The organism is Curtobacterium sp. PhB130 (assembly GCF_003755165.1).
GTDB lineage: Bacteria > Actinomycetota > Actinomycetes > Actinomycetales > Microbacteriaceae > Curtobacterium.
The window spans coordinates 170,434-190,388 of record NZ_RKII01000008.1 but is presented as its reverse complement, the minus strand read 5'-3'; the positions used below and the strand labels follow the sequence as shown (position 1 = coordinate 190,388).

Annotated in this window: 14 protein-coding genes; 7 read left to right on the top strand and 7 right to left on the bottom strand. The window is 71.3% G+C overall.

Annotated features, from left to right (window positions below):
- The first annotated feature begins 261 nt into the window (after positions 1-261).
- Positions 262-1,842 (top strand): glycine betaine/L-proline transporter ProP, encoded by a 1,581-nt coding sequence (gene proP, locus EDF24_RS10895; RefSeq protein ID WP_123702859.1) that lies wholly within the window; start codon positions 262-264, stop codon positions 1,840-1,842.
- A 157-nt stretch (positions 1,843-1,999) separates the two neighbouring features.
- Here the strand turns inward: proP and EDF24_RS10890 are convergent, their stop codons facing one another.
- Genes EDF24_RS10890 through EDF24_RS10875 form a run of 4 tightly spaced genes read right to left on the bottom strand, consistent with a single transcriptional unit; the run spans position 2,000 to position 7,099 of the window.
- Positions 2,000-3,643 carry an ABC transporter ATP-binding protein gene (locus EDF24_RS10890; protein ID WP_123702857.1) on the bottom strand — a complete coding sequence of 548 codons (1,644 nt, stop codon included), beginning with the start codon at positions 3,641-3,643 and terminating at the stop codon, positions 2,000-2,002.
- A complete protein-coding gene (locus EDF24_RS10885) occupies positions 3,640-4,515 on the bottom strand; it encodes an ABC transporter permease (protein ID WP_123702855.1) in 876 nt (291 codons plus the stop codon). The genes EDF24_RS10890 and EDF24_RS10885 overlap by 4 nt, the downstream gene beginning before the upstream one ends.
- A complete protein-coding gene (locus tag EDF24_RS10880; protein ID WP_260233419.1) occupies positions 4,512-5,483 on the bottom strand; it encodes an ABC transporter permease in 972 nt (323 codons plus the stop codon). The genes EDF24_RS10885 and EDF24_RS10880 overlap by 4 nt, the downstream gene beginning before the upstream one ends.
- Positions 5,468-7,099: an ABC transporter substrate-binding protein gene (locus EDF24_RS10875; RefSeq protein WP_123702853.1), complete on the bottom strand. Its 1,632-nt coding sequence runs from the start codon at positions 7,097-7,099 to the stop codon at positions 5,468-5,470. The genes EDF24_RS10880 and EDF24_RS10875 overlap by 16 nt, the downstream gene beginning before the upstream one ends.
- Before the next feature lie 32 nt (positions 7,100-7,131).
- On the opposite strand from EDF24_RS10875, the gene EDF24_RS10870 reads away from it, so the two are divergent.
- Entirely contained in the window at positions 7,132-7,731 is a 600-nt protein-coding gene (locus EDF24_RS10870) for a TetR family transcriptional regulator (protein ID WP_123702851.1), read from the top strand.
- 191 nt (positions 7,732-7,922) lie between these two features.
- On the opposite strand, the gene EDF24_RS10865 is transcribed toward EDF24_RS10870, so the two are convergent.
- Positions 7,923-8,954, bottom strand: a complete 1,032-nt coding sequence (locus EDF24_RS10865; RefSeq protein WP_123702849.1) for a cation diffusion facilitator family transporter — start codon at positions 8,952-8,954, stop codon at positions 7,923-7,925.
- Positions 8,955-9,192: 238 nt separating this feature from the next.
- Between EDF24_RS10865 and ileS the strand changes: the two genes are divergently transcribed.
- From ileS to ndk, 4 genes are read left to right on the top strand one after another with little or no spacing between them, the layout of a single operon-like run.
- The gene (ileS, locus tag EDF24_RS10860; RefSeq protein WP_123702847.1) at positions 9,193-12,459 is read left to right on the top strand and encodes an isoleucine--tRNA ligase; all 3,267 of its coding nucleotides are present in this window, start codon (positions 9,193-9,195) and stop codon (positions 12,457-12,459) included.
- Positions 12,456-13,934, top strand: a complete 1,479-nt coding sequence (locus tag EDF24_RS10855) for a folylpolyglutamate synthase/dihydrofolate synthase family protein (protein WP_123702845.1) — start codon at positions 12,456-12,458, stop codon at positions 13,932-13,934. Before ileS ends, EDF24_RS10855 begins: the two co-directional genes overlap by 4 nt.
- Positions 13,931-14,335: a DUF4233 domain-containing protein gene (locus EDF24_RS10850; protein ID WP_123653956.1), complete on the top strand. Its 405-nt coding sequence runs from the start codon at positions 13,931-13,933 to the stop codon at positions 14,333-14,335. Before EDF24_RS10855 ends, EDF24_RS10850 begins: the two co-directional genes overlap by 4 nt.
- A gap of 34 nt (positions 14,336-14,369) precedes the next feature.
- On the top strand, positions 14,370-14,789 hold the full coding sequence (ndk, locus tag EDF24_RS10845; RefSeq protein ID WP_123702843.1) for a nucleoside-diphosphate kinase: 420 nt from the start codon (positions 14,370-14,372) through the stop codon (positions 14,787-14,789).
- A gap of 354 nt (positions 14,790-15,143) precedes the next feature.
- Here the strand turns inward: ndk and EDF24_RS10840 are convergent, their stop codons facing one another.
- Both EDF24_RS10840 and EDF24_RS10835 read right to left on the bottom strand, forming a co-directional pair.
- Positions 15,144-15,998 carry a thioredoxin domain-containing protein gene (locus tag EDF24_RS10840; RefSeq protein ID WP_123702841.1) on the bottom strand — a complete coding sequence of 285 codons (855 nt, stop codon included), beginning with the start codon at positions 15,996-15,998 and terminating at the stop codon, positions 15,144-15,146.
- A 94-nt stretch (positions 15,999-16,092) separates the two neighbouring features.
- Positions 16,093-16,692 (bottom strand): vitamin K epoxide reductase family protein, encoded by a 600-nt coding sequence (locus EDF24_RS10835; protein WP_243698419.1) that lies wholly within the window; start codon positions 16,690-16,692, stop codon positions 16,093-16,095.
- 336 nt (positions 16,693-17,028) lie between these two features.
- Here EDF24_RS10835 and EDF24_RS10830 point away from each other — a divergent pair, with 336 nt between their 5' ends.
- Complete coding sequence (locus EDF24_RS10830) at positions 17,029-19,953, top strand: Rne/Rng family ribonuclease (protein ID WP_123702839.1); 2,925 nt, start codon at positions 17,029-17,031, stop codon at positions 19,951-19,953.
- Positions 19,954-19,955: the final 2 nt, after the last annotated feature.

Here is a 19,955-nt window from a genome sequence, read left to right as displayed (position 1 = left end):
TGTGCGGCACCGAGTCCGTGATGAGGTGCCTGAGTGTCCACGCGTGACGCGCGGTGCAGCAATCGTACCGGGCGGCTGGATCCGGCGTGGGTCGGCCTGTTCGCGGGATGCGGACAAGGCGGATCACACCTGATATTCCATGAAGAGCGGGCAGCTGGTAGTCTGTCGGAGTTTGTTCGGCGAGCCGTCGGTGTTCGCAGTCCTGCGATGTCGCTCTTCTCGTCGGACTCCCGAAGGCAGCCACAGCAACCGGAGGACGATTTGGCACCGAACAACGCACCCCACCCGCACGGCGACCGGCCGGTCCGGTCGAAGGGCGCCGCGAAGCGCGCACGCCGCAAGCTCACCACGGGCGACGTCACCGTCGTCGAGGAGTCGCTCCTCAAGCGCGCCGTCGCCGCAGCAGCGCTCGGCAACGCGATGGAGTGGTTCGACTTCGGCATCTTCGCGTACCTGACGGTCACCATCTCGAAGGTGTTCCTGCCCGAGGGCGACCCGGCCGCGAACCTCGTCGCCACGTTCGGCTTCTTCGCCGCGGCCTTCATCGTCCGTCCGATCGGCGGCGCGGTGTTCGGCCCGATCGGCGACAAGATCGGCCGCCAGAAGGTCCTCGCGCTGACGATGATCCTGATGGCCGCCGGCACGCTCATGATCGGTCTGATCCCGTCGTACAGCTCGATCGGGTTCTGGGCACCGGTGCTGCTCCTCGTCGCCCGCTTCGTGCAGGGCTTCTCGACTGGTGGTGAGTACGGCGGCGCCGCGACGTTCATCGCCGAGTACTCCCCGGACAAGCGCCGCGGGTTCATGGGCTCCTGGCTCGAGTTCGGCACGCTCGCCGGGTACGTGCTCGGTGCCTCCATCGTCACCGGCCTGCAGTTCGGCCTCTCCGAGGACGCCCTGCTCAGCTGGGGCTGGCGCATCCCGTTCATCATCGCCGGCCCGCTCGGTCTGATCGGGCTCTACCTGCGTCTGAAGCTCGAGGAGACCCCGGCCTTCCAGAAGCAGCAGGAAGAAGCGGCCGAGCGCGAGTCGCAGAAGACGCCGTTCCTCAAGCTCTTCGCGGAGAACTGGCGTGCGCTCATCATCTGCATCGGCCTGGTCCTGGTCTTCAACGTGACCGACTACATGCTGCTGTCGTACATGCCGACCTACCTCGAGCAGAACCTCGGGCAGAACGCCACGTTCGGGCTGATCCTCATCGTCATCGTGATGATCCTGATGATGGTCGTGATCACCTTCGGCGGCCGGCTGTCCGACAAGTTCGGGCGTCGTCCGGTGCTCGCCGCCGGCTGCATCGGCTTCTTCCTGTTCTCGTGGCCGGCTCTGCAGCTCGTGCAGACCGGTACCGGCGTCGGCGTGTTCTTCGGCCTGCTGATCCTCGGTGTCGTGCTCGTCACGTTCACCTCGACGATGCCCTCGACGCTCCCCGCGCTGTTCCCGACGATCATCCGCTACGGCGCCCTGGCGATCGCGTTCAACGTGTCGGTGTCGCTCTTCGGTGGGACGACCCCGCTCGCGACCGCCGCGCTGATCAACGGCGCGAAGGACGCGGGCTTCGGCTGGGCCGAGGACATCCCCGCGTTCTACCTGATGGCCGCAGCGCTCATCGGGCTCGTGGCGGTGTACTTCACGAAGGAGACCGCGAGCACGCCGCTCATGGGCTCCGGCCCGACGGTCGCCTCGGAGGCAGAGGTCGCCCAGGTCATCGACGAGTACAACGACCCGTCGTCGGAGTTCGCGCAGTCGGACTGGGCGAAGGAGTTCTCGACGAGCGAGATCCCGGTGATCTCCAGTTCGGCGAGCGCCTCGTCGGACAACGACAAGGCCACGTCCGGCAGCTGACCGGCTCCGGCACCGGCCTGGAGGCCCGACTCACCACACGGGACGCCGTCACCCCCGCGAGACACCGCGGGAGGTGGCGGCGTCTCGCGGTGAGTGGGGCGTCTCGCGGGGAGCGCGGCGTCTCGCGCGGAGCGCGGTCGCGCGCTGCGCGCCGTCGCTACGCCGCGGCCGCGGCCGGGCCAGCCGACAGCCGTTCGGCGGCGCGGAGGAGCTCCGCCGTCACCGGGTGCTCCGGGTGTGCGAACACGTCGGCGGCGGGTCCGTGCTCGATGGCCGCGCCCTCGTGCATCACCAGCACGTCGTCGGCGATGCGCCGCACCGCACGGAGATCGTGCGACACGAACACCATCGCCACCCCGGTGGTGTCCCTGAGCCGTTCGAGCAGCGTCAGCACCGCGTCCTGCACGGTGGCGTCGAGTGCCGTCACGGGTTCGTCGAGCACCAGCACCGCGGGGTCGGTCGCCAGCGCCCTGGCGATCGCGAGTCGCTGCCGCTGCCCGCCGGAGAGCGTCAGCGGTGACCGGTCGCGGAGCGCCGGGTCGAGGTCGACCTGCCGGAGCGCGGCGTCCACCCGGTCCCCGAGCTCGCCCGTCGCCCGCCGGGCGTTGCCGTCGGTGAACGCGTCCGCGAGTACCCGCTCCACGCTCCAGCGCTCGTCGAAGGTCGCGCCGGGGTCCTGCACCACGGCGGACACCCGGGTGCGGCGGGCACGGCGGTCCCGTTCGGGGAGCGGCGCCCACGGTTCGCCGTCGAGCGTGACCGTGCCGGCGTCGGGCGCCTCGAGGCCGAGCAGCATCCGGACGAGGGTGGTCTTGCCGGAGCCGGACGCGCCGACGACGCCGAGCGAGCGGCCACGCTCGAGCGTGAACGACACGCCCGTGACGGCGTCCACCCGGTCGTACGACTTCGACAGCTCCCGCGCCTCGAGCACCGCGTGGCCCGACCTCGCACCGTGCGACCCGGCACCCGCGCCCGCGCCCGCGCTCGCACCGTGCGACCCGGCACCCGCGGCGCCCCTCGCACCGTGCGACCCGGCACCTGCGCCGGCCGCCGCGACCAGCGCCCGCGTCGCCGCGTGCACCGGGGACCGCAGGACCGCCGCGACGGCTCCTTCCTCCACGACGCGCCCCGCGTCCATCACCACGACGCGGTCCGCCCACCCCGCGACGAGCCCCAGGTCGTGCGTCACGACGAGCAGCCCCGCGCCGCGCTCCTGCGCCGCCCGCAGCTGCTCCATCACCCGCACGGCGATCCCCGCGTCGAGCGCCGTCGTCGGCTCGTCCGCGATCACGAGCGCCGGGGACCCGATCGTGGCGGCGGCGATGAGTGCCCGCTGCCGCATCCCCCCGGAGAGCGTCCCCGCGAGCCGTCCGTCGGACGCGATCGCCGGGTCGAGACCGACCCCGGCGAGCGCGGAGCGCACGGCGTCCACGCGCTCACGTGCGCTCATCGCGGTGTGCAGCCGGAGGGTGTCGTCGACCTCGCGCCCGACGGGACGGAGCGGGTCCAACGCGCCGAGGGCCTCCTGTCCGACGTATCCGACACGTGCGCCGCGCACCGAACGCCACCGTCGGTCGGAGAACGCGCGCACGTCGAGGCCGGCGACCTCGAGCCCGTCGGCGCGGACGGCGGAACCGGGCGCGGACAGGCCGAGGAGCGCGCGGACGGTGACGGTCTTGCCCGAGCCGGACGCGCCGACCAGGGCGACGCACTCGCCGGCGGCGACGGCGAGGGCGACGTCCCGGACGAGCGGTGTGCCGCCGACCGCCACGGAGAGTCCTCGTGCTTCGACGACGTTCATCGGGTTGCTCCAGTGGGTCGGAGGGCCCGGCCGAGCACCGTCACCGCGGTCGCGAGCACGACGATCGCGAGGCCGGGGAAGGTGCTCATCCAGGGTGCTGTCTGCAGGTAGGTCCGGCCGTCGGCGAGCATCGCGCCCCACTCCGGGGCCGGTGGTGGCGTGCCGACGCCGAGGTAGCTGAGGGCGGAGGCCCAGACGATCGCCTGGCCGACGCCGAGTGTGCCCACGGCGACGATCGGCCAGAGCGCGGCGGGCAGGACGTGCCGGAGGACGATGCGCGCGGGGGAGCGACCCTGCAGCACGGCGGTCTCGACCACCTGCGAGGACCGCGCGGTCCGCACCAGCCCGCGGACGATGCGCGCGTAGCCGGGAGCGGTCGCGAACCCGACGGCGAGCATCGCGGGCACCGGACCGGGGCCGGTCACGGCGATGACGACGAGCGCCACGAGGAGCAGCGGGAGGGCGAACGCGACCTCGGTCACGCGGCCGACGACGGCGTCGACCATGCGGCCCCCGAGTCCGGCGACGACGCCGAGCACGATGCCGACGCCTCCGCCGACGAGGGTGGCGACGACGCCGACCAGGAGGCTCGCGCGGGTGCCGGCGACGACCCGGGCCAGGACGTCCCGGCCGGACTCGTCGGTGCCGAAGAGGTGCCCGGCGCCGGGTGGCAGGAGCGCCTCGGCCGGGTGCACCGCCAGCGGGTGTGCGCCGCCGAGGAGCGCCGGCCACGCGGCTGCGACGACGGCGAGCGCCACGACGGCGGCGGCGACGGTGCCGGCGGGGCCGAGGGCGCGGGTGCGTCCGGGTCGCGTCGGCGGGTCTGCCGCGGTCGCACCGGCCTGGAGGCTCGGCTCGGCGATCCCGCTCATCGCGCGTCCGCCCCGTGGCCGGGACCGCGCTGGCTCGTGCGCGGGTCGACGGCGCGCTCGACGAGGTCGGCGACCGCGAGCACCACGACGTAGGCCGCCGCGGAGACGAGTGCGATCCCGGCAACCAGGGGCATGTCCCGCTGGGTGACGGCGGTCACGAGCGCCCGGCCGATGCCGGGCAGCGCGAAGACCGACTCGACGACGACGGCGCCGGACACGAGCGACCCGAAGGCCCAGGCGGACAGCGCGATCCCGGGGAGCGCGGCGTGCCGGAGCAGGTGCCGGCCGAAGAGCCCCGCGCGGGTCTCGCCACGGCCGCGGGCGGCGAGCGCGAACGCCGAGCGTTGGGCGTCCACCACGCCGTCCCGGACGGTCTCGGCGAGGTAGCCGGCGACCGGGACCGCGACCGTCAGCACGGGCAGGACCCATCCGCGGACGCTGCCGTCGCTGACCGCGGGCACCCAGCCGAGCGCGCTCGCGAACACCACGATGAGGACGCTGCCGAGCCAGAAGTGCGGGGTGACGCTCGCGGTCACGGAGATCGCGCTGGTCAGGGTCGCGGCGACCCTGCCGCGCTGGGTCGACCACCACGCGGCGACGATCGCGAGCACCCAGGCGACGACGAGCCCGGCGACCGCGAGCGTCAGCGTGACCGGCAGCTGCTGGCCGAGCAGCGTCGCGACCGGGGTCCGGAAGGCGTACGAGTCACCGAGCTGTCCGGTCGCCAGGCGTCCGAGGAACACCGCGTACTGCACGATGACGGGTCGGTCGAACCCGTAGTCCGCGCGGACCTGGGCGACCGCCGCGGCCGAGGCCTGCGACCCGGGGCCGCCGAGGACCGCGAGCGCGGGGTCGCCGGGGATGAGCCGGATCGCGACGAACACGATCGTCGCGACGGCCCAGAGCACCCCGATGCCGCCGAGCAGTCGGCGGAGTGCCCACCAGACCCAGCTCAGCGGTCGATCCATGCGGTGCCGAACCACGGCGTCGAGACGGCGGTCGTCCGGATCCCGTGCACGGCCGAGCGGTACAGGAAGTGGTTCTGCTGGTCGTAGAGCGGCAGCACCGTCCGGGATTCCAGGATCCGCTGCTGCGCTTCCTCGTAGAGGCTGCCGCGTGTGCTGGTGTCGGACGTCTGCGCCGCCTGCTCCAGCAGCGCGTCGACCTTCGGGTCGTCGAGCTGGGCGAGGTTCGCGAAGTACCCCGACGGCGCCGGGGTGATGCTCGCGGAGTCGTAGAGGATCCGGAGCACGTCAGCCCCGACCTTCGTGTACGGGGCACTGACGACGTCGTACTGGTTCTTCGCGAGGGCGGCGTACCAGCTGGACAGGTCGAGTTCCTCGAGCTGGACCTTGATGCCGACCTTCGCCTCCGATGCCTGGATCTGCTGGAACAGGCTGCGCTCGGCCGGCACCGACTGGTTGGTCGACACCGGGAACGTCACCGTGAGCTGCTTGCCGTCCTTCTGCCGGATGCCGTCCGAGCCGACCTTCCAGCCGGCGTCGTCGAGGAGCTGCTCCGCCGTGCTCGGGCTGTACCGGAACAGGCTCTTGTCGGAGTACCCGAACGGTTCGACGCTGGAGAGCGCCGAGTACGAGCGCTTCGCGGTGCCGAGGAACAGCGACTGCACGCCCGGGTTGATCTCCGCGCCGGCGATGAACGCCTTGCGCACGGCTTCGTCCTGGAACACGCCGTGGCCGGAGTTCAGCTCGAGGCGGTTCGAGGCGCCGGGGCGCGGGGCGTCGAGGTCGCGGATCGTGGACTTCGCCGACGCGGCCTTGAGCTGGTCGGGCTGGGCGTTGTCGATGACGTCGACCTGCCCGGACTGCAGCGCCGCGTACCGGGACGTCGAGTCGGGGAGGAAGCGCCACGTGATGCCGGACAGCCGCGGCTTCGTCGTGCCCCAGTAGTCGTCGTTCTCCGCGAGGGTGACGCGGTCGCCGTGCTTCCAGTTCGTGATCGTGAAGGGGCCGGTGCCGACGGGCGACTCGCAGTTCACCGCCTGCGTGCGCTGGAGCGCCTTCGGGGACTCCATGCCCACCCACGGCTGCGAGAACGACTCGAGGAGCGCACTGTCCGGACGGCTGAGCGACAGCGTGACGGTGTGGTCGTCGGTCGCGGTGGCCTTCTCGATGGACTGCAGGGCGAGGTACCCCGTGCTCGACGCCGTCGCCGGGTCCTGCACGTGCTCGATGTTCGCCACGACCGCGGCGGCGTCGAACGGGGTGCCGTCGGTGAACGTGACGTCGTCGCGGAGCGTGAACGTCAGGGTCTTCCCGTCGTCGCTCGTCGTCCACTTCGTGGCGAGGGACGGGGTCGGCTTGCCGTCGTCGAGTCCGACGAGTTCCTCGATGTACTGGGTCGACAGCAGCGCCTGCGGGTAGTTGCCGCCGACGTGCGGGTCGAGGCAGGTCGGTTCGGCGTCACCGGACGCGTACGTCAGCGTGCCGCCGGTGACGGGCGAGCTGCTCGTCGTGCTCGTGCCGGCGCCGGTGCACGCGGTCAGGGCGAGGAGGAGCGCGGTGGCACCCGCGACGAGGCCCGCGGCTCGGGTACGGCGTTTCTGTACTGGGTCCAAGATCATGGCTGGACGAGTCTAGCTGTTTACTGGGGACCATGGACGAACCGATCCGCCGCGGGGGACGGCCGCGACGCTCGAGTGCCGAGGTGCTCGCGGACGCCGCCGCGGAGCTGTTCCTCGAGCAGGGCTACGCCGGCACCACCGTGGACCACATCGCCGCGCGCGCCGGGGTCAGCCGGGCGACGTTCTTCAACTACTTCCCGGCGAAGTCGGACGTGATGTGGCTCGAGCTCGACGCCGCCGTCGCCGCGCTGCCGGCCCTGCTGGCGGAATCCGCCGAGCCGTCGGCCGTGCGCGCCGTCGAGGAGGCGCTCCTCGCCGCCGCCCGCGCCCACGATCCGGAGCGCGTGCCGTGGGCGGTCGCACAGGCCGAGGTGATGGGCATCGGGCAGGAGCTCGTCGCGAGCGTCGCCGCGCGGGTGACGGCGCAGCACGACGCGGTCGCCGCGTTCGTCGCGCGCCGCACGGGGGAGTACCCGGGGTCGCTCTGGCCGCAGACGGTGTCGGGCGCGATGCTCGGCGCGGCCGCTGCGGCGTTCGGGGTGTGGGTCGCCGACGGGGTGGCCCGCCGGCCGCTCGTCGAGTACGTCGGCGCCGCGCTGACCCCGGTGGCTGCCGGACTCGACGCCCGCTGACGCGACGCCCGCGCGCTCCCGCCCGCTCCCGCCCGCTCCCGCCCGCTCCCGCCCGCTGACGCGGCGCCCGCGCTCCGCGGTGCGGACCGGCGTCGCACAACGGAAACCGGCTCGAACCGCGGACGTGCGTGGTTCGAGCCGGTTTCCGTTGTGCTGCGCCGTGCGACACCGCGGGCGGCCGCGCCGCCGCGCTAGTCGGTGCGGAGCGTGCCGGCCCCGCCGGACGCCACGTCCTCCACGGTGCCGTCCCGCACGACCTCGGGCACGTCGCCGTCGGTCGGCATCAGCGACTCGTCGCCCGGCAGGCTCAGGGTGAGGACGGCCTCCTCGATGTACTGGCTCTCCTCGAGGGACTTCTCGACCTCGCGCAGGCGGACCGCGACGTGCGACTCGTCCTCGTTGCCGATGAGGTCGATCGCCGCGACGAGGTACACCCGGGACGGCCCGACGAACTCCAGGTGCAGGTACGTGACGCGGTCGATCTGCGGGCGCCCGAGCAGCTCGACGAGCACCGCGTTCTCCAGCTCCGGCGACGTGCTCTCGCCGAGCAGGAACCGGCGGTTGCGGTCGATCAGGATGATCGCCACGACCCCGAGCAGGACACCGATCGCGATGGAGCCGATCGCGTCGAACACCGCCAGCCCCGTGATCTGGTGGAGGAACACCCCGAGGAACGCGACCACGAGACCGATCAGCGCGGCGGCGTCCTCGGCGAACACGGCCCGGAGCGTCGGGTTCGACGACTGCAGCACCTGCCGGAGCACCGGCACCCGGCGCTTCCGGGCGGCGCCGTGGGCCTGCCGGTACGCCTGCAGGAAGCTCGTCCCCTCGAGGCAGAACGACAGCGCGAGCACGATGTAGTTCAGCAGGACGTCGTCGGCGGGCCCGGTGTCCCCGAGCTCGCTGATGCCGTGGTAGATCGACACGATCGCGCCAGCGGTGAACAGCCCGAACGCCGCGAACATCGACCAGATGTAGGTCTCCCGCCCGTACCCGAGCGGGTGCGCGCTGTCCCGCTTCCGGGCACCGCGTCGTTCGGCCACGAGCAGGAAGACCTCGTTCCCGGTGTCGGCCCACGAGTGCGCCGCCTCCGCGACCATCGACGCGGATCCGGACAGCATCGAGGCGATGGTCTTGGCGATCGCGACGAGCAGGTTCGCGCCGAACGCGATGACGACGGTGAGGGAGGACTCGGGACGGTCCTGCTGTTCAGACGAGGGCATCTCTCAAGCATGCTCTCGTCCGCTAAACTCGTGTTCCAAGAGCACCGATCCGGCCATCACCGGGGAGCTTCCGGAAGAACGCGGGACGCGCGAGCGGATCGTCAGTAGAGCCGGACGGGTTCGGGACCGTCACCATCCCCGACGACGAGCGGTCGCACCGGCGTGTGCGGCAAGCGAGGTGGTACCGCGGAGCGTGCTCCGTCCTCGTGGAGAGCAACCGAACCCACAGGAGCAACCGGTGCGATACCCACTGAACCGCGATGCAGTCGACGCTGCCGGCGTCACCCCCTCGCCGTCCTTCCCTGACGTCGAGCAGGGCATCCTCGCCTTCTGGAAGGGCGACGACACCTTCCAGGCGTCGATCGACCGCCGTGACGGCTGCGACGAGTGGGTCTTCTACGACGGCCCGCCGTTCGCGAACGGCCTGCCGCACTACGGGCACCTGCTGACCGGGTACGCGAAGGACGTCTTCCCGCGCTACCAGACGATGCGCGGCAAGCAGGTGCACCGTCGCTTCGGCTGGGACACCCACGGGCTGCCCGCCGAGCTCGAGGCGATGCGCCAGCTCGGCATCACCGAGAAGCACCAGATCGACGAGATGGGCGTCGACGTCTTCAACGCCGCCGCGAAGAAGTCCGTGCTGCAGTACACCGACGAGTGGCAGCAGTACGTCACCCGCCAGGCGCGCTGGGTGGACTTCGAGGACGACTACAAGACCCTCGACGTGACCTTCATGGAGAGCGTCCTCTGGGCGTGGAAGCAGCTGTGGGACAAGGGCCTGGCGTACGAGGGCTTCCGGGTCCTGCCGTACTGCTGGAACGACCAGACCCCGCTGTCGAACCACGAGCTGCGCATGGACGACGACGTCTACCAGATGCGTCAGGACCAGTCCGTGACGGTCTCGTTCCCGCTCGAGGGCGCGCGCGCTGCGGAGCTGGGGCTCGACGGCGTGCGTGCGCTCGCCTGGACGACGACCCCCTGGACGCTCCCGACGAACGCCGCGTTGGCCGTCGGGCCCGCGGTCTCGTACGTGGTGCTGCCCGCCGGGCCGGGAGGCTCGGCTGACGGTGGCGCCGCCGGCTCCGTCTCCTACATGCTCGCCGCCGACACCGTGGCGGCCTACGCGAAGGACCTCGGCTACGAATCGGCGGAGGCCGCTGTCGCGGCGGTCACGCGCGAGCTGCAGGGCTCCGAGCTCGACGGCGTCCGGTACGAGCGCCTGTTCGACTTCCTCGCCGAGACCGAGGGCATGGAGCACGCCTGGCAGATCCTCGTCGCCGACTACGTCGAGACGGGCGAGGGCACCGGCATCGTGCACCAGGCCCCGGCGTACGGCGCCGACGACCAGGTGGTCTGCGCGGCGGCCGGCATCCCGGTCGTGCTCTCCCTCGACGAGGGCGGTGTCTTCACGTCGCAGTTCCCGCTCGTCGCCGGGCAGCTCTGGTCGGACGCGAACAAGCCGCTGACGAAGGCCGTGAAGGACGCCGGACGGCTCCTCCGCCAGGCCTCGTACGAGCACAGCTACCCGCACTGCTGGCGCTGCCGCAGGCCCCTCATCTACAAGGCCGTGTCGTCCTGGTTCGTCCGGGTCACCGAGTTCCGCGACCGGATGGGCGAGCTCAACGAGGACATCACCTGGGTGCCGGAGAACGTCAAGGACGGCCAGTTCGGCAAGTGGGTCGGCAACGCCATCGACTGGTCGGTGTCGCGCAACCGCTACTTCGGCACGCCGATCCCGGTCTGGGTCTCCGACGACCCCGAGTACCCGCGCACCGACGTGTACGGCTCGCTCGCGGACATCGAGCGCGACTTCGGCCGGCTGCCGCTGAACGGCGACGGTGAGGTCGACCTGCACCGTCCGTTCATCGACGACCTGACCCGCCCGAACCCGGACGACCCCACCGGGAAGTCCACGATGCGCCGGATCTCCGACGTGTTCGACGTCTGGTTCGACTCCGGGTCGATGCCGTACGCGCAGGTGCACTACCCGTTCGAGAACCGGGAGTGGTTCGACAGCCACAACCCGGCCGACTTCATCGTCGAGTACATCGGGCAGACCCGCGGCTGGTTCTACGTCATGCACGTGCTCTCCACCGCGCTGTTCGACCGGCCCGCGTTCACGAACGTGATCAGCCACGGCATCGTCCTCGGCTCCGACGGGCAGAAGATGTCGAAGTCGCTCCGGAACTACCCCGACGTCTCCGAGGTGTTCGACCGCGACGGTGCCGACGCGATGCGCTGGTTCCTGATGTCCTCGTCGGTGATCCGTGGCGGCAACCTCGTCGTCACCGAAGAGGGCATCCGCCAGGGCGTCCGCGAGTTCCTGCTGCCGTTCTGGTCGACGTACTACTTCTTCACGCTGTACGCGAATGCGTCGGGGCCCGATGGCTACCAGGCGTCGCGCCGGACGGACTCGACCGACGTGCTCGACCGGTACCTGCTCGCGAAGACCCGCGTGCTCGTGACCGACGTGACGACGCACCTCGACGCGCTCGACACCCCGCTCGCCGCCCAGGCGATCCGCGACTTCGCCGACGTGCTGACGAACTGGTACGTCCGACGCTCGCGGGACAAGTTCTGGCTCGGCGCCGAGTCGAGCGACTCGGCGAAGGCCGCGTTCGACACGCTGTACACCGTGCTCGAGACCCTCGCCCGGGTCGCCGCACCGCTCGCACCGCTCGTCTCGGAGGAGGTCTGGAAGGGTCTCACCGGCGACCGCAGCGTGCACCTGACGGACTTCCCGAGCCCGGAGGAGTTCCCCGCGGACGACGCCCTCGTCGCCGCGATGGACCGCGTGCGTGACGTGGCGTCGAAGGGGCTCGCGCTCCGCAAGGCCACCGGCAAGCGCGTCCGGCTGCCGCTCGCGACGCTGACGCTCGTCGTGCCGGACACCGCCGCCGTCGAGCCGTTCGCGGACATCCTCCGCGACGAGCTCAACGTGAAGCGCGTCGTCCTGGAGACCCAGGCCGAGGAGTCCCTGGCGCAGTACGGCATCGAGCGGAAGCTCACCGTGAACGCCCGCGCCGCCGGACCCCGCATCGGCAAGGCCGTGCAGCAGGTCATCCCGGCCGCCAAGCGTGGCGACTGGGCGGCGACGGAGACCGGCGTCACCGTCGGCGGGATCGACCTCGTCGAGGGCGAGTTCACGCTCGACCTCACCGTGGCCGACGCGTCGAACGCCGTGGCCTTCCTCGACGGCGGCGGCTTCGTGGTGCTCGACACCGTGACCACGCCCGAGCTGGAGGCCGAGGGGCTGGCCCGTGACGTCGTCCGTGCCGTCCAGCAGGCCCGCCGTGACGCCGACCTGGACGTCAGCGACCGCATCGTCCTGACGCTCCGTGCCGACGAGACGGCCGAGGCAGCGGTGCAGGCGCACCAGGAGCTCATCGCGAACGAGACCCTGGCGACGACCCTGCAGCTCGTGGCAGCGGTGTTCGCGAAGGAAGACCCGGCCACCGAGGTCGGCGACGGTGCCAAGGTGACCGTGGAGGTGGAGCGCGCATGAGCGACAGCTACGACAGCAACGACCGCGACGACCGCGACGAGTTCGGGGAGACCACGCCGGACGGGATCGAGATCCCGGTCGGACCGGCCGGGGACACCGACCCCGGCGACGCCGTGCCCTACGGGGGCGACGACGACGAGGTCCGCCGCGTCGAGGCCGCCCTGTACGCCCGGATCGGCGAGCAGTCACCCGAGCACCGCCTGACCGCGACCCGTCGTGCCGTCGAGCTCCTCGGCGACCCGCACCTGGCGTACCCGGTGATCCACGTCACGGGGACGAACGGCAAGACGTCGACCGCCCGGATGACCGAGAGCATCGTCCGCGCGCACGGCCTGCGCACCGGACTCATGACGAGCCCGCACCTGGTGTCCATCCGGGAGCGCATCGTCATCGACGGGCAGCCGATCGCTCCGGACCGGTTCGTGGAGAACTGGGACGACATCACCCCGATCCTGGCGATGACCGACCAGGAGCTCGCCGACAAGGGCGAACTCCCGCTGACGTTCTTCGAGGCGCTCACGGTGCTCGCGCTGGCGTGCTTCGCCGAGGCGCCCGTCGACGTCGCCGTGATCGAGGTGGGCATGGGCGGCGAGTGGGACTCCACGAACGTCGTGCAGAGCCAGGTCGCGGTGCTGACCCCGATCGCGATCGACCACGCGAAGCAGCTCGGCAACACCGTCGCCGAGATCGCCCGCACCAAGTCCGGGATCATCAAGCCGTCCTCGGCCGTCGTGTCGAGCGCGCAGGTCCCCGAGGCGCTCGCCGAACTCGTGCGTGCCGCTGAGCTCACCGAGTCGACGCTCGCCGTCGAGGGCACCGGGTTCTCCGTGGTCGACGTGACCCCGGCCGTCGGTGGACAGCTCATCACCGTCCAGGGTGTTGCCGGTCGCTACGACGACCTGTTCCTCCCGCTGTTCGGCGTGCACCAGGCCCACAACGCCGCGGTCGCGATCGCCGCCGTCGAGTCCTTCATCGGCCGCGGGACCCAGGCCCTCGACGAGGACGTCCTCAGCGAGGGCCTCGCCGGTGCCACGAGCCCCGGCCGCCTGCAGCCCATCGCGCAGGACCCGACCGTGGTCGTCGACGCCGCACACAACCCGCACGGCGCGAAGGCCCTGGCCGACGCGCTGCCCGTCGCGTTCCCGTCGGAGCACGTCGTCGGTGTCGTCGGGATCCTCGCCGACAAGGACGCCCGCGGGTTCGTCCGCGCGCTCAAGGACACGATCGCGACGTTCGTGGTCACGCAGCCGCCGGGGGAGCGTGCGCTCGACGCGGACGAGTTCGCCCGGATCGTCGTCGACGAGGTCGGGAACGACCGCGTGGTCGTCGAGCCCTCGCTCACCCAGGCGCTGCAGGAAGCGCGCGACCTGGCCGACGAGGCGGAAGCCGAGGACGCCATGGTGCTCGTCGCCGGCTCCATCGTGATGGTGGGTGCGGTCATGGACCTGGTCCACGGAGAGGGTGAGGCGAAGTGACGGACGCGCGCGGAGCCTCCAGGCCGGGTCGTCAGCCGCGGCAGCGACGTGAGCGTGGCGCGCAGGAGAGCCTGACCTCGATCGCCCTCGTGCTCGAGGCGATCATGTTCTTCTTCCCGATGCTCGTCGTCTTCGGCAAGCACACGCTGCCCGCCGGGTGGGCGTTCGGCGGGGGCATCGGCGCGATGATCGTGCTGGCGCTCGCGTCGCGTCTGACCGGTACCCGCGCCGGTGTATGGTTCGGGTGGCTGCTGCAGGCGGCCATCCTCGCCACCGGCTTCATCGAGCCGTTCATGTTCGTGGTGGGCCTGGTGTTCCTGGCGCTGTGGATCTTCTGCTTCGTCAAGGGCGGTCAGCTCGACCGCCAGAACGCCGCCCGTCGCGCCGCTGCCGAGGACTGACCACATCCACCCCCGAACCTCAGGGAGTACCGCTGTGTCCGACTTCGAAGAGACCCTCGTCCTCGTCAAGCCCGACGGCGTCGCCCGCCAGCTCACCGGTGAGATCCTCCGCCGGATCGAGGCCAAGGGCTACGAGATCGTCGACCTGAAGATGATCACCGCGCCGCGCGACCTGCTCGACGCGCACTACGAGGAGCACCAGGGCAAGCCGTTCTTCGAGCCGCTCGTCGAGTTCATGCAGTCCGGTCCGGTCGTCGCCGTGCGCGTCGCCGGCAACGCGGCGATCGCGGGCTTCCGCTCGCTCGCCGGCACCACCGACCCGACCTCGGCCGCGCCGGGCACCATCCGTGGTGACCTCGGTCGCGACTGGGGCCTCAAGGTCCAGCAGAACCTGGTGCACGGCTCGGACAGCCCCGAGTCCGCTGCACGCGAACTCGCGCTCTGGTTCGCGTGACCCGCGCCGCCTGACCCGCACCGCCTGCGGCCCGCGGCCCGCGGCCGCTGGCGGTCCGCACAACCGAGAGCAGCCCGCACCATGGATTCCCGTGGTGCGGGCTGCTCTCGGTTGTGCGCCGGTGCAGGCCGCCCGCGCGCGCGCCCGCGCGCCCGCCCGCGCCCGCGCGTGGCCGCGTCGGTGACCGCCTGGAGGCGCGGTGCCGGTCCGCCGGACCGGCACCGGGCCTCCAGGCGGTTCCGTCTGGATCCGCACAACGGAAGACGGCCCGCACCACGTGATCTCGTGGTGCGGGCCGTCTTTGGTTGTGCGGCGCGCGTTCGCGCCGCGGACGCTGGCGCTCGCTCGCTCGCGCTAGCTGGCGCTCACGTTCTGCTCGACGAACGCGGCGAACGCGTCGGTGTCGGTCAGTGTGCCGCTGTACTGCTTGCCGTTGACGAGCACGAGCGGGGTGCCGGTGAGCTTGTCGAGCGACGAGTTCGGGATCTTCTCGGTGAGCGCCCGGTTCGTGGCGTCACCGACCCACCCGGCGAACTTCTGGTCGGTGATGCAGGACGCGATGTCCTTGTCCGTCGCGCCGGCCTTCTTCGCGATCGAGGCGAGCTTCGCGTTCGAGAGACCGCGGGTGTTCTCCGACGGCTGGTTCTCGTAGAACGCGGCGTTCACGTCGAGGAAGGCGTCGGGCTGGTAGTTCGCGACACACGCGGCGGCCGCAGCGGCCCGGGTGGAGTACTTCGAGCCGAGCGAGGAGCGGTCGAGCAGGTTGAAGGGGTGCATCTCGAGCGTGGCGGACCCGCTCTGGACCCACTGCTTGATCTGCGTCATCTGCGCGGTCTCGAACTGGTTGCAGTACGGGCACATGTAGTCCTCGTACACGGTGATGTTCGCGAGGGAGTCGTCCTGCTTCGTGGCGGTCGGCTTGCCGCCCTCGGGGATGGCCTTCGTCGTCACGGGGACGATCTGGCTGTTCTCGCCCTGGAAGAGGATGCCGTCGCTCGCCATGTTCTTCGGTCCGGGGCCCGCGGGCTGGATCGAGTTGGCGATCACCAGCACGACGACCGCGATCACGGCGAGACCACCGACGATGATGCCGCTGATCGTCAGGGTGCGGTTGCGGCGCCGGCGGGACTTCTCCTTCTCGCGCTGGGCGGCGGCACGTTCCCGTGCGGCGTTCCGGCGAGCCTTCTTGCTGCTCTCGTTGTCGCTCATCGGGAACGAGCGTAACGGCTGACGACGCGCCGACGGGCCCTCCTGGCTGAGAAGAGTCCAGGAATCAGGTGACGTGTCACCGAACTGCGGCGGCTCAGAGCGAGGTCAGCACCGTCGGGAACATGATCAGGACGACCACCACGATGACCAGGTAGTTCGCGAGCGGGATCGCCCAGCAGAACGGCAACAGTGCCTTCCCGATGCGCTGACCGCGGGCACCGAACGTGCCGCGGGACATGTTCCAGACCGTGAAGACCCAGAACATCGGGATCGTCATCGCCCAGACGAGCATGCACCAGGGGCAGAGCGCGCCGATGGACCAGACGGTCTGTGTGAAGAGCCACGTGACGAACACCCAGGCCAGGAACACGCCCGCGTTGAACACGATCCAGAACCACCGCGTCCCGCGGAAGCCCGCGAGCAGGACCACCCCGACGGCGATCGGCGCGACGAAGCCCATCAGCCCGAGCAGCGGGTTCGGGAAGCCGAACAGGTGCCCCTGCGAGCTCGCCATCACGTCCGAGCAACTGATGAACGGACTGGCGTCACAACTGAGGACCGCGTCCGGGTTCGCGTACTTCTCGAACTCGTCGAGCACCAGCCGGAACGCCGCGTACAAGGCGACCGCGCCGGTCACGAGCAGCAGGACCGCGATGGCGACCGGGCGACGGGTGGCTGGTGCAGTCGTACTCACAGCGTCATCATGACACGACGGCTCCGCGCCTTCCCGGGCGTCGCGTGCGATAATCACAGGGTCGGGTGGGAGATCCACCCGACGACGAGAGCTTTCCGGGCACCAGCCCGGACGATCAGGCACGGTGAGAGCGTGCCGTGACCGGACGACGCGTCACTCCGACGCCGAGCCGAGCGGGGCCGGGTGCTCCGCACGGAACGAGCGCGGACCGCACAAGATGTCGACGCCGGACGGTCACTGACCAGCGAGTGTGGGTGGCGTCGCCGCCGCCCGCCACAACTACAGAATTCCCGCCGCCCCTCGGGGTGGGAGCGGGGCCGAGGAGTGCACCAGTCCATGGTGGAGCAGAACGAGAACAACGGAACGAACAACCACGACGACGCCGCACCGAAGCGACGGGGCCGCCTGTTCGGCGGTCGCCGCGCCCGGTCCGGCCAGGAGGCCCGTGGCGGGTCGACCGAGTCGACCGACGCGGTCGACACGGTCACCGACCAGGGCACCGAGACGGTCGCGCAGACCGACCAGACCGCGACGCCCGAGGCGAGCAGTGCCTCCCGTCCGGTCGAGGACGGCACCGCGACCGACGCGACGGTCTCCGTCGAGGTGTCGGTCGCGACCGCGACGACGGACGCGCCGAGCGACGTCAGCACACTGACCGGTGACTTGCCGGTCGTCGCCGAGCCCGGTGAGGCCGAGCCCGATGACGCCGGTGCCGCTGATGCCGGCGCCGCCGCTGCTGCCGAGGCGACCGCCGTCGCCGAGTCCGCCGCGCAGGACACCGAGGCCGAGGCCGAGGTCGCCGAGCAGCCGGACGAGACGCCCGCGGCGCCCGAGCCGGAAACGCCGAAGGCGACCTCGACGCTCAGCCTGATCTTCCACGCGCCGGTCCTGCCGGAGCTGCCCACCCGCGCCGCCCGCCCAGAGCGCGACGACCGCTGGGACGACGAGGACGACGACGTCCAGGGCGGCAGCCGTCGCCGGACCCGCCGTCGTGGCTCGAGCGCCGACCGCGAACCGCGCGACCACCGCGAGCCCCGTGACCACCAGGAGCCGCGCCGCCGCGAGGTCGAGCTCATCACCGAGCCGCAGCGCATCAAGGGCTCCACCCGCCTCGAGGCGAAGAAGCAGCGCCGCCGTGACGGCCGCGATGCCGGACGCCGGCGCCAGGTCGTGACCGAGGACGAGTTCCTCGCCCGCCGCGAGAGCGTCGACCGCCAGATGATCGTCCGCTCGAGCGCGCAGAAGATCGAGATCGGTGTCATCGAGGACAACGTCCTCGCCGAGCACTACGTCACCAAGTCGCACAACGTCTCGCTCATCGGCAACGTCTACCTCGGCAAGGTGCAGAACGTCCTGCCGTCGATGGAAGCCGCGTTCGTCGACATCGGCCGCGGCCGGAACGCCGTGCTCTACGCCGGTGAGGTCGACTGGAACTCCGTCGAGACCGGCAACCACGGTCGTCGCATCGAAGCCGCGCTGAAGCCGGGTGACAAGGTCCTCGTGCAGGTCACGAAGGACCCGGTCGGCCACAAGGGCGCCCGGCTGACCAGCCAGGTCTCGCTGCCCGGCCGGTACCTGGTGTACGTGCCGAACGGCTCGATGAACGGCATCTCGCGGAAGCTCCCGGACACCGAGCGTGCCCGCCTGAAGAAGATCCTCAAGGAAGTGCTGCCGGAGCACGCGGGCGTCATCGTCCGCACCGCTGCCGAAGGTGCGACCGAGGAGCAGCTCACCCGCGACGTCCAGCGCCTCACCGCGCAGTGGGAAGCCATCCAGAAGAAGGTCGAGAACGGTCACGCGCCGGTCATGCTCCACTCGGAGCCGGACCTTCTCGTCAAGATCGTGCGCGACGTCTTCAACGAGGACTTCACGAAGCTGATCATCGACGGCGACGCCGCGCGCGAGACCATCGACGAGTACCTCACCGCCGTGGCGCCGGACCTCAAGGACCGCGTCGAGCTGTACGACGGCCCGGACTCATTCGAGGAGTACCGCCTCAACGAGCAGATCGAGAAGGCGCTCGACCGCAAGGTCTGGCTGCCCTCCGGTGGTTCGCTCGTCATCGACCGCACCGAGGCCATGACGGTCATCGACGTCAACACGGGCAAGTTCGTCGGCTCCGGGGGCAACCTCGAGGAGACCGTCACGAAGAACAACCTCGAGGCCGCCGAGGAGATCGTCCGTCAGCTCCGCCTGCGCGACATCGGCGGCATCATCGTCGTCGACTTCATCGACATGGTGCTCGAGACGAACCGGGACCTCGTGCTCCGTCGTCTCGTCGAGTGCCTCAGCCGCGACCGCACCAAGCACCAGGTCGCCGAGGTCACCTCGCTCGGCCTCGTGCAGATGACCCGCAAGAAGATCGGCGTCGGGCTCCGCGAGTCGCTCGACGAGGTCAACGCCAAGGTCAACGACAACAACGCGGACGCCGGCCCCTCGAAGGGTCGCCGCAAGGGTCGTGGCAACGGGTCCGACAACGGGTCGAACGGCAACGGGTCGAACGGCAACGGTTCCACCGGGAACGGGAACGGCTCCAACGGGAACGCCTCGCGCGGCAACGGCGGGTCCGGGGCCGGCGGCCACAACGGTGGCGAGTCGAAGTCGGCACAGGCGCACCAGATCACGGACGACGTGAAGAACGCGCTGTCCCGGATCGCCGCGTCCACCCTCGCGCACGAGGAAGAGGCCGCCGCTTCGGCGCCCTCGTCCCCGGCCACGGTCGAGTCCCCGGTGTCAGCGCCCTCCTCGTCGTCGCCCGAGGCGTCCGAGCCGCAGGGGGAGTCCTCCGGTGGGTCGAAGCGCCGCCGCCGTCGTGGTGGCCGTGCGAGCTCCGAGCAGTCCGCGCCGACGACCGACGACGGCATCCTGACGGTGTCCGCACCGGCTGCCGCGCCTGCTGCTGCTCCGGCCGCCGCTGCTCCGGCCGCCGCGCCGGCTGCTGCCGCCACGCCGGCGGTCGCGCCCGAGGCCACGGCCCCGGCAGCGCCGACGCGCCGTCGTGTCTCGTCCTCGGCGCCGGTCACCCCGACGGACACCACCGTCGCGATCCTCGACATCCCGGTCGCGGTGACGAAGCGCGAGCCCCGCAAGGCGCCCGACGCCGACTCGCTCCTCGACTCGGTGCTGCAGGCGCTCCCGGAGCCCAAGCAGCCCGGTCAGGGCCGAGCACGCTCGCGTCGGGTGTCGTCCGGCAGCATCAGCGCTCCGGCGACCTCGGGGGAGACCCCGACCGACGACGGCCCCGTGATCCTGGGGAACTGAGC